General features: G+C 33.4%; 25 protein-coding genes and 2 tRNA genes. 3 read left to right on the top strand and 24 right to left on the bottom strand.

What is annotated here, in order from left to right:
• Window positions 1-7: 7 nt before the first annotated feature.
• The 11 genes from FJV36_RS14520 to ruvC form a co-directional block, all read right to left on the bottom strand.
• Window positions 8-715, bottom strand: coding sequence for a LytTR family DNA-binding domain-containing protein (locus FJV36_RS14520; protein ID WP_158728409.1), 708 nt, complete (start codon window positions 713-715; stop codon window positions 8-10).
• 11 nt (window positions 716-726) lie between these two features.
• Complete coding sequence (locus FJV36_RS14515) at window positions 727-1,044, bottom strand: Hpt domain-containing protein (RefSeq protein ID WP_158728408.1); 318 nt, start codon at window positions 1,042-1,044, stop codon at window positions 727-729.
• Window positions 1,031-2,068 (bottom strand): ATP-binding protein, encoded by a 1,038-nt coding sequence (locus FJV36_RS14510; RefSeq protein WP_158728407.1) that lies wholly within the window; start codon window positions 2,066-2,068, stop codon window positions 1,031-1,033. Before FJV36_RS14510 ends, FJV36_RS14515 begins: the two co-directional genes overlap by 14 nt.
• Window positions 2,068-3,204 (bottom strand): FIST signal transduction protein, encoded by a 1,137-nt coding sequence (locus tag FJV36_RS14505; protein WP_158728406.1) that lies wholly within the window; start codon window positions 3,202-3,204, stop codon window positions 2,068-2,070. The genes FJV36_RS14510 and FJV36_RS14505 overlap by 1 nt, the downstream gene beginning before the upstream one ends.
• Window positions 3,201-6,185: a PAS domain S-box protein gene (locus FJV36_RS14500; protein WP_158728405.1), complete on the bottom strand. Its 2,985-nt coding sequence runs from the start codon at window positions 6,183-6,185 to the stop codon at window positions 3,201-3,203. Before FJV36_RS14500 ends, FJV36_RS14505 begins: the two co-directional genes overlap by 4 nt.
• A gap of 4 nt (window positions 6,186-6,189) precedes the next feature.
• Window positions 6,190-6,732, bottom strand: a complete 543-nt coding sequence (locus FJV36_RS14495) for a heme NO-binding domain-containing protein (RefSeq protein WP_158728404.1) — start codon at window positions 6,730-6,732, stop codon at window positions 6,190-6,192.
• 4 nt (window positions 6,733-6,736) lie between these two features.
• Entirely contained in the window at window positions 6,737-7,150 is a 414-nt protein-coding gene (locus FJV36_RS14490; protein WP_158728403.1) for a response regulator, read from the bottom strand.
• A 117-nt stretch (window positions 7,151-7,267) separates the two neighbouring features.
• Window positions 7,268-7,633 carry an MmcQ/YjbR family DNA-binding protein gene (locus FJV36_RS14485; protein WP_158728402.1) on the bottom strand — a complete coding sequence of 122 codons (366 nt, stop codon included), beginning with the start codon at window positions 7,631-7,633 and terminating at the stop codon, window positions 7,268-7,270.
• Window positions 7,634-7,635: 2 nt separating this feature from the next.
• Window positions 7,636-8,391, bottom strand: coding sequence for a cyclase family protein (locus FJV36_RS14480; protein ID WP_158728401.1), 756 nt, complete (start codon window positions 8,389-8,391; stop codon window positions 7,636-7,638).
• 93 nt (window positions 8,392-8,484) lie between these two features.
• On the bottom strand, window positions 8,485-9,621 hold the full coding sequence (hemW, locus tag FJV36_RS14475; protein ID WP_158728400.1) for a radical SAM family heme chaperone HemW: 1,137 nt from the start codon (window positions 9,619-9,621) through the stop codon (window positions 8,485-8,487).
• A gap of 49 nt (window positions 9,622-9,670) precedes the next feature.
• Window positions 9,671-10,225, bottom strand: a complete 555-nt coding sequence (gene ruvC, locus FJV36_RS14470) for a crossover junction endodeoxyribonuclease RuvC (RefSeq protein ID WP_158728399.1) — start codon at window positions 10,223-10,225, stop codon at window positions 9,671-9,673.
• 54 nt (window positions 10,226-10,279) lie between these two features.
• Between ruvC and FJV36_RS14465 the strand changes: the two genes are divergently transcribed.
• A complete protein-coding gene (locus tag FJV36_RS14465) occupies window positions 10,280-11,242 on the top strand; it encodes a lysylphosphatidylglycerol synthase domain-containing protein (protein WP_158728398.1) in 963 nt (320 codons plus the stop codon).
• 4 nt (window positions 11,243-11,246) lie between these two features.
• Window positions 11,247-12,356, top strand: a complete 1,110-nt coding sequence (locus FJV36_RS14460; protein WP_158728397.1) for a glycosyltransferase — start codon at window positions 11,247-11,249, stop codon at window positions 12,354-12,356.
• Between the two features lie 3 nt (window positions 12,357-12,359).
• Here FJV36_RS14460 and FJV36_RS14455 read toward each other — a convergent pair whose 3' ends face one another.
• Genes FJV36_RS14455 through FJV36_RS14445 form a run of 3 tightly spaced genes read right to left on the bottom strand, consistent with a single transcriptional unit; the run spans window position 12,360 to window position 13,973 of the window.
• On the bottom strand, window positions 12,360-13,064 hold the full coding sequence (locus FJV36_RS14455; RefSeq protein WP_158728396.1) for a DUF4184 family protein: 705 nt from the start codon (window positions 13,062-13,064) through the stop codon (window positions 12,360-12,362).
• Window positions 13,065-13,066: 2 nt separating this feature from the next.
• Window positions 13,067-13,543: a hypothetical protein gene (locus FJV36_RS14450; RefSeq protein ID WP_158728395.1), complete on the bottom strand. Its 477-nt coding sequence runs from the start codon at window positions 13,541-13,543 to the stop codon at window positions 13,067-13,069.
• A 43-nt stretch (window positions 13,544-13,586) separates the two neighbouring features.
• A complete protein-coding gene (locus tag FJV36_RS14445) occupies window positions 13,587-13,973 on the bottom strand; it encodes a hypothetical protein (RefSeq protein WP_158728394.1) in 387 nt (128 codons plus the stop codon).
• Window positions 13,974-14,024: 51 nt separating this feature from the next.
• Between FJV36_RS14445 and FJV36_RS14440 the strand changes: the two genes are divergently transcribed.
• Entirely contained in the window at window positions 14,025-14,525 is a 501-nt protein-coding gene (locus FJV36_RS14440; protein WP_158728393.1) for a DUF456 domain-containing protein, read from the top strand.
• A 315-nt stretch (window positions 14,526-14,840) separates the two neighbouring features.
• Here FJV36_RS14440 and FJV36_RS14435 read toward each other — a convergent pair whose 3' ends face one another.
• The 10 genes from FJV36_RS14435 to dnaE form a co-directional block, all read right to left on the bottom strand.
• The gene (locus FJV36_RS14435) at window positions 14,841-15,191 is read right to left on the bottom strand and encodes a hypothetical protein (protein WP_158728392.1); all 351 of its coding nucleotides are present in this window, start codon (window positions 15,189-15,191) and stop codon (window positions 14,841-14,843) included.
• Between the two features lie 4 nt (window positions 15,192-15,195).
• Entirely contained in the window at window positions 15,196-16,587 is a 1,392-nt protein-coding gene (locus FJV36_RS14430) for a hypothetical protein (RefSeq protein WP_158981229.1), read from the bottom strand.
• Between the two features lie 731 nt (window positions 16,588-17,318).
• A complete protein-coding gene (locus FJV36_RS16660; RefSeq protein WP_158728568.1) occupies window positions 17,319-17,537 on the bottom strand; it encodes a GIY-YIG nuclease family protein in 219 nt (72 codons plus the stop codon).
• Between the two features lie 70 nt (window positions 17,538-17,607).
• Window positions 17,608-17,681: transfer RNA gene (locus FJV36_RS14420), tRNA-Asp, on the bottom strand.
• 278 nt (window positions 17,682-17,959) lie between these two features.
• Window positions 17,960-18,033: transfer RNA gene (locus FJV36_RS14415), tRNA-Asp, on the bottom strand.
• An 86-nt stretch (window positions 18,034-18,119) separates the two neighbouring features.
• Window positions 18,120-19,067 carry a DUF58 domain-containing protein gene (locus FJV36_RS14410; RefSeq protein WP_158728569.1) on the bottom strand — a complete coding sequence of 316 codons (948 nt, stop codon included), beginning with the start codon at window positions 19,065-19,067 and terminating at the stop codon, window positions 18,120-18,122.
• Between the two features lie 160 nt (window positions 19,068-19,227).
• Window positions 19,228-19,545 (bottom strand): thioredoxin, encoded by a 318-nt coding sequence (trxA, locus tag FJV36_RS14405; protein ID WP_024980008.1) that lies wholly within the window; start codon window positions 19,543-19,545, stop codon window positions 19,228-19,230.
• 128 nt (window positions 19,546-19,673) lie between these two features.
• Window positions 19,674-19,799, bottom strand: a complete 126-nt coding sequence (locus tag FJV36_RS16595) for a hypothetical protein (protein WP_255470415.1) — start codon at window positions 19,797-19,799, stop codon at window positions 19,674-19,676.
• A 94-nt stretch (window positions 19,800-19,893) separates the two neighbouring features.
• Window positions 19,894-20,805: an outer membrane beta-barrel protein gene (locus tag FJV36_RS14400; protein ID WP_158728570.1), complete on the bottom strand. Its 912-nt coding sequence runs from the start codon at window positions 20,803-20,805 to the stop codon at window positions 19,894-19,896.
• Window positions 20,806-21,000: 195 nt separating this feature from the next.
• Window positions 21,001-25,545 carry a DNA polymerase III subunit alpha gene (gene dnaE / locus FJV36_RS14395; protein ID WP_158728571.1) on the bottom strand — a complete coding sequence of 1,515 codons (4,545 nt, stop codon included), beginning with the start codon at window positions 25,543-25,545 and terminating at the stop codon, window positions 21,001-21,003.
• Between the last annotated feature and the right edge of the window lie 461 nt (window positions 25,546-26,006).

Below are 26,006 nucleotides of genomic sequence, written 5' to 3'. Positions count from 1 at the left end.
AACTACTCTATATAACGTTGATTCGTCTTAAAAGTTCCGTTTTATTTGACCTACTTATTGGGATCACATCTTTTGCAATCAAAACGCTATTATCTTCAATATCAATAATTTTTGTAACATTAATAATGAACGAACGATGGATTTTTAAAAATAAGTCTTTGGGAAGTTTGTCTTCTATCTTTTTCATTGTAGAGTGCACAATGTAGTTTTTAGTATCCGTCTTTATATGGATATAATCCCCTTTGGCTTCAATAACATTCACTGAAAAATTGTCAATTTTTATCAATCTACGATCAATATTTACATAGAAATGGTTGGATTTTTCTTCTGCTTGTAGAGGTGCTGCTACTTGTGCATCATCGGTTTTTATAGCTGTAACTTTTTGAATCGCTTTTAAAAATCGAGATTCTGTAATGGGTTTCACAAGATAATCTACTATACATTCGTACTCAAAAGCTTCAATAGCAAAATCTCTATCAGAAGTTACTAATATAATCTGCGGCGGGTTCTTTATCGTTTGAATAAAATCAAAACCTGAGAAATTAGGCATATGGATGTCCAAGAATATAAGATCAACTTGTTTTTGATTCAAAAATTTCATGGCGTCAATAGCACTTGGGAATTCCCCTAAACATTCAATATCTGTTGAAGTTAATACAAACTGCGCTATTATGGCTCTTGCCATTTCTTCATCATCAACAATAATGCAATTCATACGGCTGTTTTTTAGAGTTTTATAACAAACTCCTGCATAGCCTTTAAAATTATTTCAAAATCATTTTTTAGGGCTACGGAGTCATTATTTAAATTATGCTCATAATCAACAGCAATATAATAACTTTTTTCGAGACCTAGTATAGAAATTTTATGTTTCAGTTTATGAACAGATTGTGCAGCATTAAAATAATCTGATTCCTGCATGTAATTTTCATAAGTTCCAACCTCTACAGGCAATTCTTTTTTTATGATGGATATAATTTTTGCTTTAAATTGCTCATTGTCACCAGACAATTCATTTACATAGTTTAAATTAGGTGTTTCCATGATTCTTTGGTATTGTGAAGAAAAAAGTAGTCCCTACTTTCTCTTGGCTTTGAAGCCAAATTCTTCCTTTATAAAACTCAATTATTCTTTTTACGATAGATAGTCCAATTCCTGAGGAGTTATCGTCATTTTGTAATTTAGAAAAAATATCAAATATTTTATGCTGGTATGCTTGAGGAATACCCATTCCATTATCTTTTATCTCAAATAAATATTCTTGTTCCTTTTCGGTACTTGAGATCTCAATTTCAATGTGTTCTTTATCATTGTATTTAAGCGCATTTTGAATTAGATTTTGAAAAAGTTGCTTCAATCTAAAATCATTTCCCCTTAAAACAGGGAGTACGTTCGTTATGATAACATTGGCATTATCTGGCACTTCAATAGTGTTTAGAAAATCTCGTACAACTAAATTTAAATCAATAACTCGTTCTTCGTGCGTGTGATTTTCAATGGAGGAATAATTCAATATTCCCGTAATTAACGAATCCATTTTCTCTACATTTAACAAAATTCTGTTTAATGACTTTAAATTAGGTGCACTCATGAGCGGCTCATTATCTTGAATAAACCAATTAATCAATGCGTCAATACTACGTAAAGGAGCCTTCAAATCGTGTGAGACCATATGGGCATATTCATTCAACGCTTTGTTTTGTTTTTCAAGATCAACCAATAATTCTTCTCTTTGTTTATTGATTTTTACAATTTCAATAGATTGTTGCTTAATATATTCAGAAGAATCAAAAACCGCTGTATTAGTCATAAATTCCTGCCCTACACTCATAGAATTAAGGATAGACTGCAAATTTTTATTTAATTCTTTTAAGCTTTTAGCTTCATCCCTTAATTTTTGATTTGCCTCAAATAATTCGTCAGAGCTAATTTTCATAGCACGCTGCAGCATCTCTATTTGACTCTCATAATTTTGATACGATTCATTCACTGCATCCAAAAAAATATCCAAGTCATTAAGACCTCCATTAAGTTTTTTATCTATTTGTCTTTTCAATAATGAATGCATTATTCGCTTATTAAGGTTAATGTCATCGTTTGATTGTGTAATTCGCAGGCGGTCTCCCCATTAAATGGAGCCATTTCACCATACGAATAGAATCCTGCAATAGGAACTTGTAGACCAATAACCTCTCTAACATGCTCTATTTCTTCTTCAACACGCTGACTCATTACCAATTTCCTGCCGATACAGCTGACCAATATAGCTAATTCAGGAGCAGTCGTTCTATTTTTCATACCGTACTTTGCGGCAGTATTAGCACCTTGTGCTATACCGTCAACTGATGCCATCATAAGTTGAACTCTTGAATTTACGGGCACATCACCTGCAAGAATCATAGACTGCGTATCATTATCAATATTTAAAATTGTTCGTACCACTGGCTCTTTCTTACCGTCAGGTGTTACATTTAACGGATATAATAAAGAAGCTTGCGGCAGTTCACTAGATTTATCACCAAGATATTTTTTATAAAGGTCTACTGCGGGTTGGTCATCAATTTCATACAAGACATTTGCTACTGACTTTGTAATTACACGCTCTGGTCCAAAAGGAATCCATCCGCCGTAACTGGCATAGGAAACTTCTAATGTTGATCCATAAAATCCTATCAAGACTACTTCCCCTTCTTTTGGATCTTCTTTATATGAGGCAAGTGTTTTTTCAAAACGTGCATCATCGCCACACATACCACCTGTTATGGATAATCCAGCGTTATCCATATTAGTCTCAAGACCAGAAATTAAAGAACTGCCATTTACAAAACTCCCTTCTGAGAGTACAAATAAATGTTTAAGATTTTCTTTTGGCATTTGCCCATACAAGTACTCACCTAGCTTTTTAGCGTCTTTATTATAGTTTAAAATATTTTCTCGTTTAACAACAAAACTAGACTTTTCAAACTCTATAGCAACCACCGAAATCGAATCATCATTTACACTCGAGCCTGAAATTTCACCTGAAGTAGATCCAAAAACTAGATCATCATAAGGAAACTCATTGCGAATATCCTGTAAAACCTCACTATTTGCTAATAAAAAACGATTTCCAAAAACAAGTACAAGTGGGTTTAGTAATTTTGATTTTTCTTGTATATAGCTCCATCCACCTCGGGTTAATTTATTTGCTTGAATAATTTTCATGATTCTTTTTTTAATTTAACAAAAAATGTGGTTCCTACACCCTCTTGACTTTCTAACCAAATATCCCCTTGATAAAAAGTTATAATTTTCTTTACAATTGACAAGCCTATACCTGTTGAGTGTTTACTTGTTGTAAATGACTTAAAGGTTTCAAATATTTTTGAATGAATTTCTTTTGGCATTCCCACCCCATTATCTTTTATGGAAAAAACATACGCACCAGCATCTTCAATTACAGCTACCTCAACCAAACCTTGTTCCTTATCAATATAATTTACTGCATTTCCTATCAAGTTTTGAAACAATTGTTGTATCCTAAACCTATCTGCTTTAATACTAGGTAATGAACCAATGATGGAAACGCTAATATGATCTGGAAGATGAATAATATCTATAATACTCTGTACAATTTCATGAGTATCAATAATTTCTGATTTTCCTGTCTCCTTATCAATTTTAGAATATGTTAAAATACCTTCAATAAGATGATCCATTTTCTCCACTTTATGCTCAATCAATGAAAAATATTTTTGAGTTGTTGCGTCAAATTTACCTACATTTTCTTCTTTAATCCATGTAATCAACGAATTAATACTTCGTAGAGGCGATTTTAAATCATGTGATACTATTTGCGCATAATCCTCCAGTTCTTTGTTAGTTTTTGCTAAATCAGATAACAAATTCTCTTTTTGGGATTCTAATTGTTTTTGCGCTGTAATATCCTCTTCAATGGCGAAATATTTTATTATTTTCCCGGCTTTGTCATAAAGTGCCTGCCCTTGAATGCGCACCCAATATTTTTCCTTGTTTTTAGAATAATTAATAATTTCGCAATTAAAAGGAAGTCCTTTTTTTATTTGATTTTTCAAATAAAGAACCACCTCAGGGTTCGATTCTGGACCTTGTAGCAAAGTTCCTGGCCTTTGACCTATAATTTCTTCCTTAGAATACCCAGACATTCTTAAAAAGCTTGTATTAGCCCATTCTATCCGACCCATTTGATCTGCAATAACAACTGAATTTAAATTTTTCTCTGCAATCAAAGACAATAAATATAATTGCTGCTCTTGATTTTTTTGCACCGTAATGTCTAGGTGAATCCCTATTGAACCTATTAAATTACCTTGCACATCATAATTTGGAGCACCACTAATAAGCCATATTTTTTCGTTTTTATTTTTATCAAATACCTGCAACTCATAAGAATCTGTTAATCCATCAGCTCTTAATCTATCTTTGGTCTTCAATATATCCTTACCACTTTCGCCAACAAAAATTTCTATAGGATGATTCCCTAAGAGCTCTTGCTGAGTATAGCCACTCATAGTTGTAAAACTGTGATTGGCCATGGTTATCTTATTATCAAGATCAACTTCAAGCAATCCAAGATTCATATTTGCAATTACTCTTCGATACTTCTCTTTTTCAATTTGTAAACTTTCATCGTACCTTTTTTTAAGAGAAATATCCTCAATCATGGCAAAAAATTGAGTAACCACACCTTTTTCATCAACTATAGGTTGCCCTTTGGCCTTAACCCAAAAAGAACTACCGTCTTTTCTACCATGCTTCAGTTCCACATCAAATGGGAATCCATTATAAAAAGAACTTACCATAATATTCAACTGCTCATCATCAATATCCGAGGTTTTACCTATTTGTACAGGAGTTTTACCTATAATTTCATCTTTAGAATAACCTGTATAGGTAGTATAAGCATCATTACACCAAAATATTTTACCATTAGGCCTTGTAAATACAATACCATTATCGTTTAAACTTGCCACTAGTGACAACCTTTTTAGCTCTTCTTCGTCGCTCTTTTTAGCTGTTATATCCTCTATTAACGCAAAATATTCTTTTACATTTCCTTCAGTATCAAATAAAGGTTGTCCCTCAGCCTTTGCCCAAAACCATGTACTATCCTTTTTATAATGTATTAATTCCTGATTAAAATGTTCTCCTCTTGCCTTTGCAGTTTTTATTGCGTAAAACATGGATTGATCTACTAAGGCCCCCTTAAATAAATCCTCAGTGGTGCGCCCTATTGCCTCTTTCAAGGTGTATCCCGTAAGTTTGACAAAACCTTCATTGGCCCAATTGATAGTTCCATCAAGTGCTGTAAAAATTACCGCATTAACATTGGTACTTGCTACAAGAGACAATCTATTTATCTCTGCTTCACGTTTCTTCTGTTCTGTTACATCACGACCATAAATATTTACATAACCTTGTTCTTTTAGAGTCTTGCAAACAAAGGAATAATCATTATTATTCGTTTGGGCTTCAAATATCCATCTTTCTTTGTCAAAATCAATTTTCGTTACAATATGTTTAAAAAAATCTTCTGTTGGATAATTACTACCGTTGTAAAGAAAAGTTGTTAATTGTTCTGCTGCTGGATTACGTTTCAAAAGATTGCCTTGAGTATCAATACGAATTAAAGGATCTGGATTTTGAGTGGGAAAGAGTGCAATATCTTGAATCTCCTTGTTAGCTAGTTTTAGCTTGTTCTTCTGAATATTGATTGTTATCAACAATTCCTTTAATTCCTTAGAAGTGTTGTCAGCATTATTAAGAACGTGCAACAAATCAATTGAAGGATCATTTGGAGCAAAATCTTCAAACGTCAAACCTTTGTTCATCAGTTCTACCATAGATGTAAACCAAGGCGAGCCCACAAACAATACATTTTCACCCACTAATTCAAACTGCCCACGAAGTGTGAGACCTGATAAATTATTTTGAATTACAATATGATTATTACAATGTGCAACAATTTTCGGGAAGGAAATTAAATCTAGTTGTGGTCTTACAATTTTAAATACGCTTGTAAATAAAGCATTATTGGTTAAGTCTTGACATACTTTGCCTAGGCTTGTACCAAAACTTATAATTTCAAGATCTGGAGACACCAAAATGTAAAATGGCAACAATCTATTCAAACTGTTTTGATCAAAACAAAGTGCTAGATCCTTCATTATCTTACCAATTAATTTTGAATATCTCGTGCGTACTGCCTTCGTTTCTTGACTGTAAAAGAGTTATGGTGACTGGTGTCTTGTATACAATACTTAATCCTTGAATGATTCCTTTAACAAAATCTTGAAGACCAACCCTCTTAGAGTGATAATGCAAATAAAGCCCATCGTTTGTAACATCGCTTACTTTAAACTCAGGAGGTGTGAGTTTAGGATATACAAGCATAACCCTATTGTGAAAATTAGGTAAATTGATTAAAAAATCACTCAAACTTTTTCCGCCAGACTCCATTAATCCTGGATACTTCTCAGATGTAGTGCGCACAACCCACCATTCTCCAAAAGCAATTAATACTTGACTTAAAGTCATGTTCATTTCTTCTGATAGCGTGGTAGCAATTTGATAGGTGATAGCATCATCATAGACTTCACTGCTTAGAAAAAAATCAACATCAATGCCGCTTTTTTCATGAACAATTTCCCATTTTTCTCTACCAAAATTAGCAACTACTAAGTCTTCTATTGATTTATTTACAATTCCGTACATAATCTTAATTTGTGATTAATTCATTTGTACTCCAATATTCAACAAGTTTTGTAACCCTATCCACATACTCATCGTATTTTAAGGGCTTTAACAAGTAACCCGCTATTCCTATTCTGTAACATTCTAACAAATCTGACCTATTACTAGATGTTGTTAATACAATTGCAGGAATGTATTTTAAATACTCATCAGATTTTAATATTCCTAAAAACTCTATTCCATTAATTTTAGGCATATTTAAATCTAAAACAATTATATCAGGAATAATTTCTCTTTCCTTTAGTATTGAAATGGCTTCCTCACCATTATTTGCCTCAACAATTTTGTGGGTCGTTTTTAAGTTGCTCAAAACCCTATTAAACTTCATTACTTCAATTTCATCGTCTTCTATAAGCAAAATATTTAGTGCCTTTGTCATGGTTTTTCGGTGTTATTTTAAAAAAACTAAAAGTACTAAACATATATCAAGCAATTAAACGCTATCGATATAACTGGATTTGATATAGACCAAAATCCATTAAGTATCGATAACTGGTTATAATAATTTTAATTCGACTTGAATTTTTTTTGGCAAACTATTACAAATTAATTCGTAAGAATGTTCAATCAACTCCTTTAACACATGATCTGAAACTGATCCATTTACAGCTACTGTGTTCCAATGAATTTTACTCATGTGAAAACCAGGTTGAATGTCATCATACTCCGCGCGTAATTCAAGAGCACGCTCTGGGTTACACTTTAAGTTAACAGCTGGATTGCCTTTTTCCCATTGGCTTAAAGATGATAACGCAAACATTTTACCACCTACTTTAAAAACCAAAGTATCTTGATCAAAAGGGAAATGTTCTGTCACACCTTTTTTTGAAAGGCAATATTCGTAGTAGGTTTCTAAATTCATAGCTATTGAATAAGGTATAAAACAGGTTTACTCGGACTAGCGTCATTCTCAAAAGAAGCTATCTGTAAATTCAGTACATAGCTACCGTCAAGAACTTCATCAGGCGCATAAATCATCTCTGTAATCGTGCACTCTAGTCGTGCATCAGCATTCAGGTTATGAACATTGGTTACATTCCAAAAGGCTTTGTGTGCCACTAATTTCCCATCATCATGTTCTTTGTCTACACTCGGTAAATCAATCAATAAGTGCTGGATTCCGCTTTCGCGAATGAAACGCGCAGCTTCTTCAGCTAAATAAGGCGGATTGGTATTTGAATATTTCAAATTCATTTTGCTCGCTAAATTGGGTAATGTTCTAATAACAATTGCTTCAGTGAATTTCCCATTCAAAGCTTTTTGAATTTGATTCTTGGTAATTACAAAATCTTCATCATGTAATTCCGGTTGAACTGAAATTAACTCGGCCAAAAAGAAAAACTGTTTCAAACATTGATTGATGCTATAAAAATCACGCGTGATATGACCCAAGCATTCTGTATGCGTTCCGTGTCCGTGCGGATTAAAAAAAATATTATTGAAATTAGTTGAGGACTTCCCTTCCGATACTTTCCCAATCCAATCCCCAAAAATAACGGGTTCAATTGTTGGTTTTTCAATATACCAAGCAATTGGGTTTTCATCAGTATTGGTTAACGGAATCGAAATATCAATGGGTTTTGATAGGTCAATTTCTAAGTTCTTGATTTTTGCTTTCATAGTTTTTTTTTACCGCAAAGGGCGCTAAGAGAATGACCAAAATCACAAAGCTTAGTGAACTTTGCGAAAAACTTTGCGAACCTTGTGTTTAAATTACTCTTCCAAATTTAAGTAAAACAAATCACTTGCAATTCCATCCGTCAAAAACTTTCCTTTAGGTGTTGGCTTCAAAATGTTGTTTTCAATAAAAACCAAATCATCATCAAGGAATTTCATAGATTGTTTATTCAAATATTCTAGATATTCGCTTCCAAATTCAGTTTCAATTCTATTTAATGAAACGCCCCAAATAGTTCGCAAACCCGTCATAACATATTCGTTATAACGGTCCGTAACCGATAGAATTTCTATTTCGTTTGGGATTTTATTTTCGTGAATGGATTTTAAATAAAGGGAATTATTAGACACATTCCAACTCCTTGAAACACCATCATAGCTGTGCGCTGATGGACCAACTCCAATGTATTTTTTCCCCAACCAATAGGCCGAATTGTTCTTTGAAAAATAATTGGCCTTGCCAAAATTCGACAATTCATAATGTATAAAATCATTCGACTCTAGCATTTCAACCAAAATAGCAAAATGTTCTTGCGCAGATTCATCGTTGGGTTTTGCTATTTTTCCCGTTTGAATAAGTTTGCTTAATGCCGTTTTGGGTTCAACGGTTAAGGCATAGCTAGAAATATGCGGTATACCAAAAGACAACGCTGTTTCGATATTTTGTTTCCATTTCTCATTGCTCATATCAGGAATTCCATAGATCAAATCAAGAGAAATATTATCAAAATAGCGAGTAGCTTCTGCTAAACATTTTTTGGCTTCCGCCGAATTATGAGCACGATTCATAAGAATTAAATCCTCTTCAAAAAACGACTGGATCCCAATGCTTAAACGATTTATTTTGCTTTTTGACAATTCAAGTATTCGCTCGCTAGACAAATCATCTGGATTGGCTTCGAGTGTAATTTCTGGATTTTCAATTACTATATAATGACAATAAACCGTCTCAATCAAAAAATTAATTTCTTCAGAATTCAATACACTTGGCGTTCCTCCGCCAAAATAAATGGTTTCAACTTGCTCCTTTTCAAACTCGCTTTTGCGCATTTGCAATTCTTTGGCAATAGCCAAAACCATCTCCTCTTTCTTCTTCATAGAAGTCGAAAAATGAAAATCACAGTAATGACATGCCTGCTTGCAAAAGGGTATGTGTATGTAGATTCCGCTCATAAATTAGTATTCAGTCACAGTCGCAGTTTAAAGTTGCTGCGACTGAAAACTATTTCTTAACTCGTTCCTCATTTTGTTTCACAAAAGCATCCCAACCGGTATAACTTTTAGCTCCAACCACTTTTCCTGAATTGAAAAAATGACAAACTGCTGCTGCCAAACCATCCGTACTATCGAGATTTTTAGGCAATTCTTTCAACCCTAAAAGTTGTTGTAGCATTTTAGCAACCTGCTCTTTTGTGGCATTTCCGTTGCCGGTGATAGCCATTTTAATTTTCTTGGGTTCGTACTCCGTAATAGGGATATCTCTAGAAAGTCCCGCCGCCATCGCCACACCTTGCGCACGACCCAACTTCAGCATTGATTGTACGTTTTTACCAAAAAAAGGCGCTTCAATGGCAATCTCGTCTGGATGGTGCGTATCGATTAATTCAATCGTTCGTTCAAAAATGATTTTCAATTTTTGATAATGATTGTCGTATTTAGACAATTGCAATTCATTCAACTGCAAAAAATGCATTTTTTTATTGACAATTTTGATCAACCCAAAACCCATAATCGTGGTTCCAGGGTCAATTCCTAATATGATGCGCTCGTTTGACAAAAGATTTGTTTAAAGTTTAAAGTTCGAAGTTCAAAGTTTTGTTACTTTGTAAAGATGATTTCAATTCCACACAAAACTAAGCAATTCCTCGTACTTCTAATCAAACTTTTGATTGTGGCTGGTGCGTTTTATTTTATTTACAATCAACTAGCCCATAATGATAAATTAGATTGGCAAAAATTCATTGTTCTATTCCAAAAAAACCAATCTATTACTGGAATTGCGTTTCTTTTATTGCTAAGTGTTTTGAATCGGTTTTTTGAAATATTGAAATGGCAAAACCTAGTAGCATTTATCCATAAAATAACTTTAGGCGAAGCCACAAAACAAGTTCTGGGCGCACTAACTGCTGGTCTTTTTACGCCAAACGGAGTGGGAGAATATGCCGGAAAAGCACTGTTTTTTGAAAAAAAAGAAACTAAAAAAATTATATTCCTAAACCTAATTTGCAACGGAATTCAAATGATTCTGACTGTTATTTTTGGGCTTTTTGGGTTGCTGTATTTTAATGCACAATACCATGTGATTACAATAAAAACAGTTGCGTTGATTTTTGGAATGGTTTTACTCCTTTTCATTATTTTATTTTCGGTCAAAAAAATTACTATCAAAGGATATTCAATCGAAAAACTGATTCATAAAATTAATGAAATTCCAAAACCCATTCATCAAAAAAATATCTTTTTAGGTATTTGTCGCTATCTGGTTTTCTCGCATCAATACTACTTTTTGTTTCTCGCTTTTGATGTTGATTTGCCTTATTTCAGCTTGATTGCGACTATTTCATCTGTTTATTTTTTAGCGTCATCCTTACCCACTTTTCAATTTTTGGACTTTGCAGTTAAAGGAAGTGTAGCGGTTTATTTCTTTGGAATTCTTGGCGTAAACGAATGGATTGTAATTTTTATTTCGACTTTGATGTGGTTTTTAAATGTTGTCTTACCCGTTATAATTGGCACGTATTATGTTTTGAATTTTAATAGTAACTCCATAATAAAAGAAACTAAAACACAATAAAAAGATGCTATTCTCAATTATAGTTTCCCTCATCATACTTTTGTACTGCTTAGCAATACTGGCGTTAATTTATGGTTTTAAAAAGGTAACTACAATAAATTACTTGGGCTTAAAGCCAAAAACAAAATTCTCAATTATTGTTCCTTTCCGGAATGAAGCCAAAAATTTACCCGCTTTATTAGAAAGTTTGTCGAAGTTGAATTATCCAATGGAATTGTTTGAGGTGATTTTAGTAGACGATGAATCTACAGAAGAATTTCAAGTTTCAAGTTTCAAGTTTCAAGTTTCGGTTATAAAGAATATTCGTGTTACTAATTCGCCTAAAAAAGATGCTATTGTCACTGCAATGCAAATTGTGAACTCCAATTGGGTTATCACCACCGATGCCGATTGTATAGTACCAGAAAATTGGTTATTAACGTTGGATAATTACATTCAGCTTCATGATGTAGCCATGATTGCTGGAGCGGTCACGTATGTGTGTACTAATTCATTTCTACATCAGTTTCAGCAATTGGATTTGGCGAGTTTACAAGGCGCAACTATTGGAAGTTTTGGCATTAACAAAGGCTTTATGTGTAATGGTGCTAACTTTGCCTATACGAAATCCTTTTTCCAGGAGCTCAATGGCTTTGAAGGAAATGACAAAATTGCGAGTGGTGACGATGTATTTTTGCTCCAAAAAGCAATTGCAAAATCACCCGAAAAAGTGCATTATCTAAAGTCTGAAAATAATATTGTTATTACAAAACCAATGAACGACTGGAAATCTTTGTTTTACCAACGTGTTCGTTGGGCCTCAAAAACAGGTTCTTACCAAAGTGCTGTCGGAAAAAGATTGGGACTTTTAATATTTACAGGAAATTTAAGTTTAATCCTATTGCTAGTGCTTTCCATTTTTGGATGCATAACCGTTGTTTACCCGTTACTAATTTTCATAACAAAAGCAATAATTGACAGCATATTAATTTACAAAACGAACCATTTTTTATGCAAATCCAAGATTAGTTATTTGCTTTTGAGTAGTATGTGGTATCCTTTTTTTAGCAGCAGTGTTGCCATATATTCGTTATTTGGAAAATACGAATGGAAAGGAAGATCCTTTACAAAATAGTAATTAATGGCGTTTAAAAAGTATACTTGAAAAAACAAATGCTAATACTATTGAAGAAAGTACTCCCAAAATAGTATCTCCTATTTTATCCCATCCCACAACTATAGAAAATCTTAAACTCAAAAATAAAATACTAAAAAACAATACACTACACCAAAATATAGGGTGAATCACTACAATGCATGTTTTATCTTTTGGGATTTGAAAAAAATAAAATCCTAAAATCAAAAGACCAATTATTGAGGTGCCGTATTGCAACCATTCATAAACTGGAAAAGACAGGAGACTCATTTGTAAATAAATATTTTTTTGCACAAAAAAACCATCCGAATGCGTAAATGCATCTAAAAAAAAATGTGTCGAAGCTCCTATCAAAAAAGATACAAACACCTTGATTATATTATTTATAAAATAATCAAACCAATTGTTCGTTTTCAATTCGGTTAACCTACTTTGTAAAAAAAAAGGTAAATTTAAGAGAACTGTTTTTTTTAAAATCCCATGAAATAATAAAACAACTAATATTGCTAAAGGCAAATCTATCCAGAACAATCCTGGCAACGTGTGACTTATTACGCTTTGAGTTCTCATTCTAAAAAAAAACTCAAGATCTGGTGCCATAGCACCAACTATTAATCCTGTAGCTGATAAATTTCTATTTTTTAAAAACGGTAAAACCACCACGGCATGCGAAAAAGTAAACGGCATAACTACTCTACTTTTAGAATCACCGGAAGAATAAACTGTGTTTTTACAGGTAAACCACGTTTAATGGCTGGATTAATTTTTGGAAAATCAACTAGACGAACTTTAAGAATACTGTCAATTTTGATTTTGTCATAAGCCACAGAATCTTTTGGAAACTGAGGCTCAAACTGCATCGTTGCATTTGGAAAAACAGTAACTTTAACTTCAATTGTATCTAGTTCAGGATAAAGAACTGAAAAAGTATCTTCACTCAATTTATCCTGAATCAATTGAGTTAAAACCTCAAAAAAACAATGCTGGCGTTGCTTTTTATCTTCTATTTTTTCACAATCTACCACAGATGGATACTCATCAACCTCTTTCCAATTGATGGATTTCAGTTCCTTTTGTAAAAGCTCTTGCTCTGAAGGAACAGGAGTCTCAAAATACTGACAGGAGTGAAAAATAAGAAAAACTATTAAAAGATAATATGGCTTCAAGATATGTGTATTTTGCTGTTTTTTTTAAAGGATAAAACTACAACTATTTTATTTGAGATTTTTTGGTATTTACATAATCCTCATAACTTTCAGCAAACCATTTGATTTTATTCTCGGTAGCGATAGCTTTCTGATCTGGATATAGTGCCGCTAGACGTTCAGAAAAAATACCTATTCGAATCGTGTAAGAATAAAACTCCTCTTTACTTAAAACAGTTGAGCTTGCTTTTTTATCAAAAAATTCAAAAAAAAGCGCATCAAAATCTTTCAATGAATAATTTAACACTTTCATTTTATTCTTTTTATATATGCTATCTTTCACTAGAGCATCTTTTTGATTCTCAAAACCACTCTGAGCATAAATAGAACTGCTACTGCCTATAACAAGCATTACGAACACTAAAAGTGATGAACTATTTATTGCTTTCATTTGAAAAATTCGAGTTATATTTATGTTCTACAAAAATACTAAAAATAAATTATGGATTTATTTCTTTTACTCCTTGGTTTTTGTTGTGTCATTGCCGGTATATTTGGGAGTTTTTTACCCGTATTGCCCGGCCCTACAATTAGTTGGCTTGGGGTCGCATTACTTTATTTAACACATGCAGTACCCGTGAACCACTGGATTCTTTGGAGTACCTTACTCATAACTATTGTAATTTCTTTTTTAGATTATATTATTCCAGCCAAAGGAACAAAAAAATTTGGCGGCAGTAGTTACGGTGTTTGGGGTACCAATATTGGACTTGTAATTGGGATATTTGCACCAATCCCTTGTGGATTTCTTATTGGCCCTTTCTTGGGTGCTTTAATAGGTGAACTTATTTATGATTTTAAAGATCAAAATAGAGCTCTAAAAGCCGCTACTGGCTCTTTCATTGGCTTCCTGGCCTCTAGCTTCATGAAGTTTGTACTTTGCATGGTTTTTTTAGGACTCTATATTTGGATTGTTTGGCAATACAAAGCAGTTTTGTTTTGATATCGTAGATGTAACATACACCATCAAAACTTTTTCAATTACCAAAAGCGTCCTATTATTGGACTCATTTTTCGTACGTACATCAAATAATTTCTCCTTGATTACTGGCTCAGTAGGTGCAATATCATCTTCAACACCCAAGGTATTTTAATTATTAAAAGAATGATAAATACCTTAGATAGAGTACCACAAAAAAGGATAGCTAAAAAAACTATCCTTTTCAATTATCGTACAGTCATCAAACTTATTGTTGGTTATTTGGTACTGAAATATAAGCAATATAAAATGGAAATTTATCAACCATTTATGATTACATTACATTTTTAATAAGTATGGCAGTATAACAGCTACCGCTGAGTTCTGTGAATCTTCTTTAATTAATTTTCCTTTGGAATTAAAAATTTTTATAGTTAACAAAGTTTCTTTATCCTCACAGCGTGCATAAAATCTCTTTTCGTTATACCTCGGCACAGTAACAACCTCTATATACTCTTTTTTAATGTATTTACCACCCACGATTCCAGTACCACTGATATATACATTAGAATCTGGATTATTGCTAACAAAAACAACCTTTATATTATAGTATTCACTGTTATTGTCATCCGAAGAACAAGAATATAATGACATAATCAATATTGACAAAATTAATATTTTCCCTCTCATAATTTTATTGAATTTTTGGAATAATTGAAAATTTAACCGCACCAGTACTATAGTAAAACAGGTCGCACTCACCATTGTTACCAATATTATTTATAATTGGATTGTAAAAATATACTTTTATAGAAGTAGCTAGTACATCATCTCCAACATTAAATCTTCTACTGAATTTTTTTTCTTGTGTAGTTTCTTGTTTATACGAACCACTCCCTCCCAATTCTGCACTCGTTTTAGGACCTACACCAAATTTTACTGACCCTTCAAACTTTCCTTCTGCAATTTTACTGACGGTATAACTAACTTCTTCTGTAATAGATTCAGTTAAATTAACTTCAGATACATTTATAAAACGGTGTAGAGATTCGTTTGATATGTCCCACTTGTTAAAAGCAACCATATCGTTTAAACGATAAACCTTACTAGTAAAATTGGCAGGATTTATTTTATATGTGTTTTTACTACTTCTAAATACCGTTCCATTTTCTCTAGTATGATTGATATTAAAATTCCAAATATCTGATGGTTTTACTGGAATGATTATCGACGAACTACTGCTGCTATTCTCTGAAAAAATCTCAAATCTAAATTCATAAGCACCCTTAGTCCACATTCTATCAATTAATTCTTGTGTGCTCAATTGTCTTTTTGTTTGAGTTACAGTCTCATTACTAATGGAAGGATTGCCTTTAACTCCTGCATTTAAGGCTAGTTTAAAATAGATATTAGGATTAATCTCCAGATAATCGATATAATCAGTAACATTTTGATTTAAAGCCCCTTTAGATTCTTTGTTAGTAATCCCATAATAAATATAATCTCTTTGATAAGCTTTGCTAGATGCAATATCATTAAAAGATACATTTTGATTAAAGTAAGAAAAAGAATCAAATACAATTTGGCTCAACTCGTTTTTATTTATAGTGCTTTTATGATTTAGATTACTTTTTCTTAATCCGCTATTCATTCCATCAAAATAAGGTGATAGAAATTCGATCGTGTTTTTTAATTTTTCTGTGTTATTTTTAGATGTTGATAAATTGAAATGAATTGAATTAACATTAACCCTATCATTTTCTTTTACAACAAAAACATGAAAATCTGGAACTTCGCCCTTTTCTAATTTTGCCTCTAATTTTCCATTTAGATATAAATCAGTTGTAGTTTCATTTGCAACAACTACAGGTATTTCGGCATCATTGGTATCTAAATTATGTGCAGAAATATTAAAAAAAGAAATACTAGGAACTAAAATATTAATTAAAGGAACATTTTTTTCAATCTCAACTATATCTTTTTCAGAAGAAAAACTCACTAAAATATCTCTAAACTTATCACCATTTATCTCACTATTCCTTACTAAATAATAAAGAACATTAAAATCTTTATCAAATTGTTTCAAAGCTTCTTTTTTTTAGGAACACCCTTACATCTTTTCTGTTATACGTAACTTTAGATAGAATTTCAGAAAACCTTAGTATACTTTTTTCTTTAAGATTATTGCTTAAAGTAGATACGTCATTTACACTTGAAAAGCTATCATCTTTAGTACAAGAATTAAACAAAAACAAAATGAATAAAATTAAAATAATTTTTTTTTCCATGATTAAATTTTTAAATATAATTAGTAGACAAATTTACTTACTATTTGAGAATTCATTATATATTTGCAGTTTTTTTTTACAAATAATTATAGCACAACATATCACTAAGCAACAGTTTGAGAATCAATACGAATATCGAAAAGAATAGCATCAACATTCAAAAGAATTAGAAATATTTATTTCTTCAAATTTAGATTATTCAATCTATATCAATAATCCTCAACTTTTGAAAGCACCCCTTATCCGAGAAGTTTACCGATTTAGGTTGGCGTTATGTTCTAGCAATCGCCTTTCGAGATTTTGAGTCTATCCCTTGTAAAATAATCCTTGCTAATGTTTTATGATACAAACGAGATACACAATAGCAACTATTTCTTTTTTCCAAAAAACAAAAAAGTCTTTGTTTCGAAAGACTTTTTTTAAATACTAGTCTCGTTTTAAGAACGAGAGGCATCGAAATTATCCTGTCTACTAATACAACATGAACGGCAATCGCATCATTCCGGTCTAAAATAACTGATTAATCGCTCTATTGAAGCAATATTGAGTTTTTTTTTAATCGAAGGTCTCCTTTTAATGCTGCCGTTTTTGTCTCAAACCCTCCAAAATAAAGTAAAAGCCATGAACCCTTTCCTGATGCATATCTACTTACGTTGGTGTTGTGTTCTAACAATCGCCTTTCGAGATTTTGAGTGTATCCCTTGTAAAATAATCCTTGATGATTTTTTATGATATAAACAAAATACACAATAGCAACTATTTCTTTTTTCCAAAAAACAAAAAAGTCTTTCTTTCGAAAGACTTTTTTTAAATACTAGCGGTCTGGACGGGACTCGAACCCGCGACCCCATGCGTGACAGGCATGTATTCTAACCAACTGAACTACCAAACCAGTATTATTTTATATCACTTTTGATTCTAAAATTTAATCGACTAACGAAATCAATTGAAGCTCAAACAATTAAGAACTAAATTCATTCCAATCTATAAATTAAAACCGTTCCTTCAAATTAAATCAAAAAAGCTATTCGCCGAGGCGAAAAGCTTTTCATTGGTCTAACTACTAAACCCGCTACGAGTTACAAATTCGTAGCAAACAACACAACTAACGTTAAAAACCGTAAAGGGGCAAAAAAGCCTTTCTGTTACGAAAGGCTTTCCCCAATATTGCGGTCTGGACGGGACTCGAACCCGCGACCCCATGCGTGACAGGCATGTATTCTAACCAACTGAACTACCAAACCTCTGCGTTATTGCGGTGGCAAAGATACAATAGATTTCCGTTTGCGCAAGCGTTTTTTGAAAATAATTTCAAAAAAAATATCGCTTTTTACCCAAAGTTTTGTTTTTCAGCTAAATATGTCATCATTATTTTTTCAAAATTTTCATCTACATGAACTGGAACGTACTTAATTCTGTTTTGTGAGCAAGTCAAAGACAGCTTTTTTAAGTATAATTGCATCTGATTTTGGTATTCTTCTTGCACAGTATCGGAGAAAACAGCAACTTCTTCTCCTGTTTCCACATCAACAAACTTCCTAGGTGTGTTGTCAAATTCAAAATCAAGCTCCGTTTTGCCGTCAATTACATGAAACAAGACTACTTTATGCTTATTGTGCTTTAAATGCTGCAGGGCACTAAATAAGGCTTGTTCTTTTTTAGAATCAACAGACTCATCAAAACTCTGAAACATATCCGTAAACAAGATGATCATAGACCTACGATGCATCTTCTCGGCTATTTGATGCAAATATGTTACGGTATCTGTACTTTTTGCAACTGTAGGCTTTTGTAGTAAGCCTTCAAGGGCATTCAAAATCATTCTGTGGTGTCGGTCACTTCCTTTCTCTGGCGCATAATACTCATACGTATCCGAAAAAACACTTAAACCAACAGCGTCTCTCTGTTTCTTTAATAAATTCATCAATACCGCTGAGGCCAATACTGAAAACCCTATCTTGTTCTCAAAAAAGTTTTGGTTCGCTAACAATTGAGGATAATGCATAGAAGACGAATTATCAATTACAATATGACATCTTAAATTAGTCTCTTCTTCATAACGTTTGGTATACAACCTATCGGTTTTAGCATACAACTTCCAGTCAATATGCTTTGTACTCTCGCCAGCATTATACACTTTATGCTCAGCAAACTCTGCCGAAAAGCCATGAAACGGACTCTTATGCATTCCTGAAATAAATCCTTCTACAACCTGATTAGCGAGCAATTCAAGGTGCTGGAAACTAGTAATCTTTTCTATTTGCGATTCAATCTTCATAATCCAAATATATTAAAAGATTAAATGATTTAAAAATTAAAGCGATACATAACAAGATTAGCCCAAAATAAAACACAAAACTGTTCTTAAACAAAAAAAAGGTTTGACTTGCGCCAAACCTTTTATATATCTAAAATTGATTCTAAAACTTCAATGTTAATTACAACAAAGCGTCAAGACTATCTGCATACGTTTGCTTAGGAGCAACTCCTACTTGCTTTCCTACTACTTCTCCGTTATGAAAAACCAATACTGTTGGGATGTTTCTAACGCCGTATTTTGCAGCAAATTCTTGATTTGCATCAACATCAACCTTACCAACAACCACTTTCCCTTCGTATTCGTTGCTTAATTCATCAATGATTGGACCTACCATTCTACATGGTCCACACCATGCTGCCCAAAAATCTACCATTACCGGTTTGTCTGATTTCAAAACTACTTCTTCAAAAGTAGCATCTGTTATTGCTAATGCCATAATATATAATTTAAGTTTATCATTTGAATTTTTGAATATTCAAACTAGACTACAAATTTAGAAATTAAAAACAAATCAATCACTATTCCCAAATTAGTTTTGACTATTAATCCATTATCAATTCCTATTTACTTACTATACTCCAGAAGTTTATTTTCTTTTGGAGCTTTTTCCTGCTGTGCGCTGTATTCCCGATAAATAAAAACTACGGCAAAAAAGCCTTGTTTTTCTAAATCGGGAGATGCCGCTTCCATCAGGGCTATGAAAACAAACTCCGAAACCTATTTTACGATACAAAAAAAGGGATGCTTTCTCAAACATCCCTTCTTCTTAAAACTTTTTATTAAATTACAAACTGTACTTTAATCCAAGAGTTAATCCTAAACCACTAATACCTACATAAGAACTCAACTCATCCATTGGTTTTGTTGCATCTAATCCGTTTGGATTTGTAGCTGCGTTATTAGAATTCACATCTAAACGATTTACATAATTAGTGTGTATTTGAGCCTGAGTTCTAGTTGACAAAGCATCTTGTCCGTTTCTAGTATACTCAATAGTCTCTTTTGACTTTCCATGTACAGTAAAATTACGGTATTCTAGCTCAGCAAATGCAGCTATTTTTTTTCCTAATTTGTAACTTGTACCTAAAGTTGCCATAAAACCCACTGTTGGGTTAGGTTTAATTTTGTCCACACTATGAACTGCTACTGTTGCAGGGCTAGCAACACCAGTAGGAGCAATTGCATCAGTTGTAATTTGTAAGTCACCATGAACAGGTAATAACAAACCTACTTTTGTATAAGGCTCAAAACCATTTTTCTCTCCTAAAAACAAAACTAAAGCTGGCGCCAAATCAAATGCTGTAATTTGACCAACCGATCTAAAATTAAAAATAGGACGAGTTCCAGACATAAAAATTTGATCAGTTGTAGTTCTAGCCATAGTTTTATCATTACTGTTGTAATAATTAATCCCCATCTCAAAACCTACTCTTGTATTAAATCTATAACCTACTGTTGCTCCGGTTCTAAAACCTTCACCAAAAGAACCTGTTACACTTTCTTCAGAAACTAATCTTCCGCCTACATAAACCTTATCTAAGGCTGCATTACCACCTACAGTAGGAAACTCTGTAGCTGCAGTTTGCATAAAATAAGAACCACCTAATTTAAAATACCAACTTTCATTTTTTTCTGTTTGGGCTACCATCGTCATTGTAAATAGTGCAAATCCCAATAAGAATAACTGTTTTTTCATGCTATTGTTTTTTATCATTTTTGCAAAAGTACTTTATTTACACTAATTATGATTCAATTAATGAATAAACAATGATATTAAATTTAATTAATCCTTAAAAAACAATACTTTGCAAAAGTCAGTTAGAAAATTAAAAAGCCATTCCTTACATTCTTTTAAACTCAAAAATCATATTGATTACTTCATTTCCTGATATTAATTCAATTTAAAGTTTACTTGCATTTTCTCCAATGCTATCAGTAACTCGTTTGAAATTCTAACTTTCAATTTTCTACTAGCCATTGCTAGCTTTGTAACTACTTTTATCTCCTCAACCTCTTCAACTTTTACAACTGTAGATGCTTCAGCTAGTTCTCCATTTACAGCATCAACCTCTTCTAAATCATCTGCAAAACTTATTTCTTCTGGATCTACATCTGGTGTTGCAACTGGAATAAGTTTTTTTATTTTTTCGAGTTCCATTACTTCAAATGAAACGGTGTTATCTCCTTTATACTCCTGAAAAAGTCGACTTAAATTGTGAATAAAATCAGCATGTAAATCATTTATGTTAAGATATAAAATGAGTTTTTTGGCAAACGTAGCCAATACATCCTGCAATTGCTTAACCTCTACAAATTGCATTCTTGGCTCACTTTTTTTGCCTGTATCTTGATTGACCCAACCTTCTTTAATGAGTACTTTTATAAATACAAATTGATTATTGTATAAAAAATGATAAAACTTGAGGTACTCTTCTCCAAAAATTTTGAACTCAAAACTTTCTTCAAATCCTTCCAGTGTAAATATTGCCCAATCCTTACCATTCTTAGCTGTTCGGCGTTGAAAATTACTTACAATACCTGCAAAAGTTAAATTCTTACCTACATATAGTTCCATATTTCTGAGCGCATCTAAACGAGCATTGCAAAAATATTTTATTTCAAATCTAAAATCATCCAGCGGATGCCCAGAAATATAAATACCTACAACCTCCTTTTCTCTTGATAACTTTTCCATCGTACTCCAATCTTCACATGGAGGCACCACTGGCTCAGCAATTTGCACCTCGCTAGCATCGCCAAACAAACTTACCTGAGAGGAATTTTCGTTTTCTTGAAACTTAGCTCCATACCGAATCGCTTTTTCGTAAAAAGTTATTCCGTCTCCATCATCATGAAAGTATTGTGCTCTTGTTGTATCGCCAAAAGAGTCAAAACCCCCAGCCAGGGCTAAGTTTTCTAACGCTTTTTTATTGGCAGCACGTAAATCAATTCGTTTGGTCAAATCAAAAATGGATTTGTATTTCCCGTCTTTTCTTCTCTCCACGATGGTTGCGACCGCTCCAGAACCAACCCCTTTTATGGCACCCATCCCAAAACGTACCGCATAATCATCATTTACAGTGAATTTATAGAATGATTCATTTACATCAGGACCCAAAACTTGCAAGCCCATTCGCTTACACTCTTCCATAAAGAACGAAACTTGTTTGATATCACTCATATTATTAGAAAGTACCGCAGCCATATACTCCGCAGGATAATTTGCTTTTAAATAAGCCGTTTGATAAGCAATCCAAGCATAACAAGTAGAGTGGGATTTATTAAAGGCATATTCTGCAAAGGCTTCCCAGTCTTTCCAGATCTTCTCTAACTTATCTTCGGCATGCCCTTTGGCAGCAGCCTGACTGATAAATTTAGGTTTCATTTTGTCCAAAACGTCCTTTTGTTTTTTTCCCATTGCTTTACGCAAAACGTCGGCATCACCTTTAGAGAAATCAGCCAGTTTTTGGGATAAAAGCATTACTTGCTCTTGATAAACGGTAATTCCGTAGGTATCCTTAAGTAATTCTTCGCAAGCTTCAAGATCGTAAATAATCTCTTCCTCACCATTTTTTCGCTTCACAAAACTAGGAATATAAGCTATCGGACCCGGACGGTATAAGGCATTCATGGCAATTAAATCCGGAAAAACCGTAGGCTTTAACTCCTTCATGTATTTTTGCATTCCAGGACTTTCATACTGAAAAATACCAACCGTTTCACCGCGCTGAAAAAGCTCGTATGTTTTTAGATCATCAATAGGGAACTCATCTGGATTGAGCTCAATTCCGCTGCGGTATTTTACTAGTTTAACGGTGTCTTTTATCAACGTTAGGGTCTTCAAACCCAAGAAATCCATCTTTAATAAACCAGCACTCTCTACCACCGAGTTATCAAATTGAGTCACATACAAATCCGAATCTTTGGCCGTAGCCACAGGAACAAAATTGGTAATATCACTTGGTGTAATAATCACTCCACAAGCGTGGATCCCCGTATTTCTTAGATTTCCCTCTAAAACTTTGGCTTGCTGAATGGTTTCACCACCAAGGTCATCTTCATTTGCAAGTCCTATTAATTCTTTTATTTTATCATACTCTTCCGGACGAACCGCCTTTTTTATGATATCTTCTTTTTCATTTAAAAACCGAGCTAAATTCCACTTAGACGGCATCATTCCCGGAATCAATTTCGCAATTTTATCTGCTTCAAAAAGTGGTAAATCCAAAACACGGGCAGTATCACGAATCGCTGACTTGGTAGCCATTTTTCCGTATGTAATAATTTGCGCCACTTGTTTGGAACCGTATTTTCGGATCACATAATCCATCACACTGCTTCGGCCTTCATCATCAAAATCGATATCAATATCGGGTAATGACACACGATCCGGATTCAGGAAACGCTCAAAAAGCAGGTTGTACATTAGCGGATCGATATTCGTAATTTTCAAACAATACGCCACTACCGATCCCGCTGCAGAACCTCTTCCTGGACCTACTGAAACACCCATGCTTCTGGCCTCCGCAATTAAATCCTGTACAATCAAGAAATACCCCGGATAACCAGAATTAGAAATCGTTAATAATTCGAAATCCAATCGTTCTTGAATTTCATCGTTAATTACTGGATATCTTTTTTTAGCTCCTTCAAAAGTAAGATGTCTTAAATAGGCATTTTCGCCGCGCACTCCGCCATCAACGGCGTCTTCGGGATTATTAAATTCAACTGGAATTTCAAACTTTGGAAGCAATACTTCGCGTGCCAAATCGAAAATTTCAATTTTATCTACAATCTCCGAAATATTTGAAATCGCCTCAGGTAAATTTGCAAAGAGTTGCTTCATTTCGTCCCCAGACTTGAAATAATATTCCTGATTAGGCAATCCATAGCGATAACCGCGACCACGACCAATAGGTGTAGTTTGTTTTTCACCATCACGCACACAAAGCAAAATATCATGTGCATTCGAATTTTCTTTGTCTATATAAAAGATATTGTTTGTAGCCGCAATTTTGACCTCATGCTTTCTGGCTAAAGCAACCAAAGAAGTATTCACCCTATTTTCATCTTCTTGATTGTGGCGCATGACCTCAATATAAAAATCATCCTTGAATTCATTTTTCCACCAGATCAAAGCTTCTTCGGCTTGGTTTTCACCAATGTTTAAAATCTTATTTGGTATTTCTCCGTACAAGTTTCCAGACAAAACAATAATATCTTCTTTGAATTCCTGAATGACTTTTCGATCAATTCTAGGTACATAATAGAATCCTTCTGTGTATGCAATAGAGGACATTTTAGCCAAATTATGGTATCCTTTTTTGGTCTTCGCCAAAAGGACTATTTGGTACCCATTATCCTTAACCGATTTGTTTTTATGATCTTCGCATACAAAAAATTCGCAACCAACGATAGGTTTCATAGGAACTTCGGAAGGTTCCTCCCCGTTTTCAACAGCTACTTTATTTTTAGCCACAGCTGCTTTGTTGTGATTTAAAATATCACGCACAAAGTGAAAAGCTCCCATCAAATTCGCATGATCGGTCACAGCAACCGCTGGCATTTTTTGTTGGGCAGCCGCTTTTACTAATGCCGCAATGCTAATGGTAGATTGCAATACCGAAAACTGAGTATGATTGTGCAAATGAACAAAGGGCGCATCAACTAAAACTTTCTTATTCTCCGAAAGGTCTTCTTTTGAAACCGTTGGCGCTTGCTTATCACCAAATTGTTGTCGGATTTTATCTGAAGCCTCTTTTAAATTGATATGCTTTAACCCAATGAGTTTGATTTCGGTTGGGTTTTTACTTTGAAAATCTTTGAAATAAGAAACCGGAACATCCAGTTCTTCTTTCGTAAAAATTTCACGACGTATTAACTCTAAAAAACAGCGTGTTGTTGCCTCAACATCGGCAGTTGCGTTGTGTGCTTCGCCAAAAGGCTTATTAAAAAGGTACGAGTGCAACTCTGTCAAGGTAGGTAATTTGAATTTTCCGCCTCGACCTCCTGGTAATTTCAATAAGGAAGCAGTAATTTCAGTACACGTATCTAGAATAGGCATCGAGCTCATTTGGCTTTCCACTCCCATTCGATAGAATTCGCAACCCATAATATTGATATCAAAACCTAAATTTTGACCCACAATAAACTTCGCTTTACCTAAGGCTACGTTGAATTTTTCTAAAACTTCAGACAATGAAACGCCATTGGCATCTGCCAATTCCGTAGAAATACCGTGAATTCGTTCCGCATCGTAGGGTATATTAAAACCTTCGGGCTTGACCAAATAATCTTGATGCTCTATGAGTTTTCCCATATCATCATGCAACTGCCAAGCAATTTGAATACATCTTGGCCAATTGTCTGTGTCAGAAATAGGAGCGCCCCAGCGTTTTGGTAATCCTGTGGTTTCGGTATCGAATATTAAGTACATAAATCCCTTCCCCAGCCCTCCCCAGAGGGAAGGGTGCCTAAACCCATAGATTTAAACAGTGTATTTAACTGGTTTTAAACACTTTAAAATTAATGAAAGTAGCAAAAAATGAAATTCAAATTTAGTTTTTTTTGAGTAGAACTAAAGCTAAGTTACTAACAAAAAACAAATATATTTTCCAAGACTATTCTCCTACTAAAACCAAAATCACTTGGAACAAATTGTCTAAAACGTAATTTATTATAAACATAAAAGACCAAATATTGATTTTTGGATGTCGTAGTATTTCATTAAAAAAAATAACTTAATACAATTGAAAAACAACCAACTTATTCCTAAAATTAGGTTTAAAAACAACTTCTTAAAAGGTCAAACAGCGAATTTAAAATTAGAAAAACATAGATTTCAACCTGATTTAATTAAATATTCTCAACCCAAACCACTTGAAAGATACAAATACT

It is taken from the genome of Flavobacterium sp. I-STPP5a (genome assembly GCF_009764685.1).
GTDB lineage: Bacteria > Bacteroidota > Bacteroidia > Flavobacteriales > Flavobacteriaceae > Flavobacterium.
This window is presented reverse-complemented; position numbering and strand designations above follow the sequence as displayed.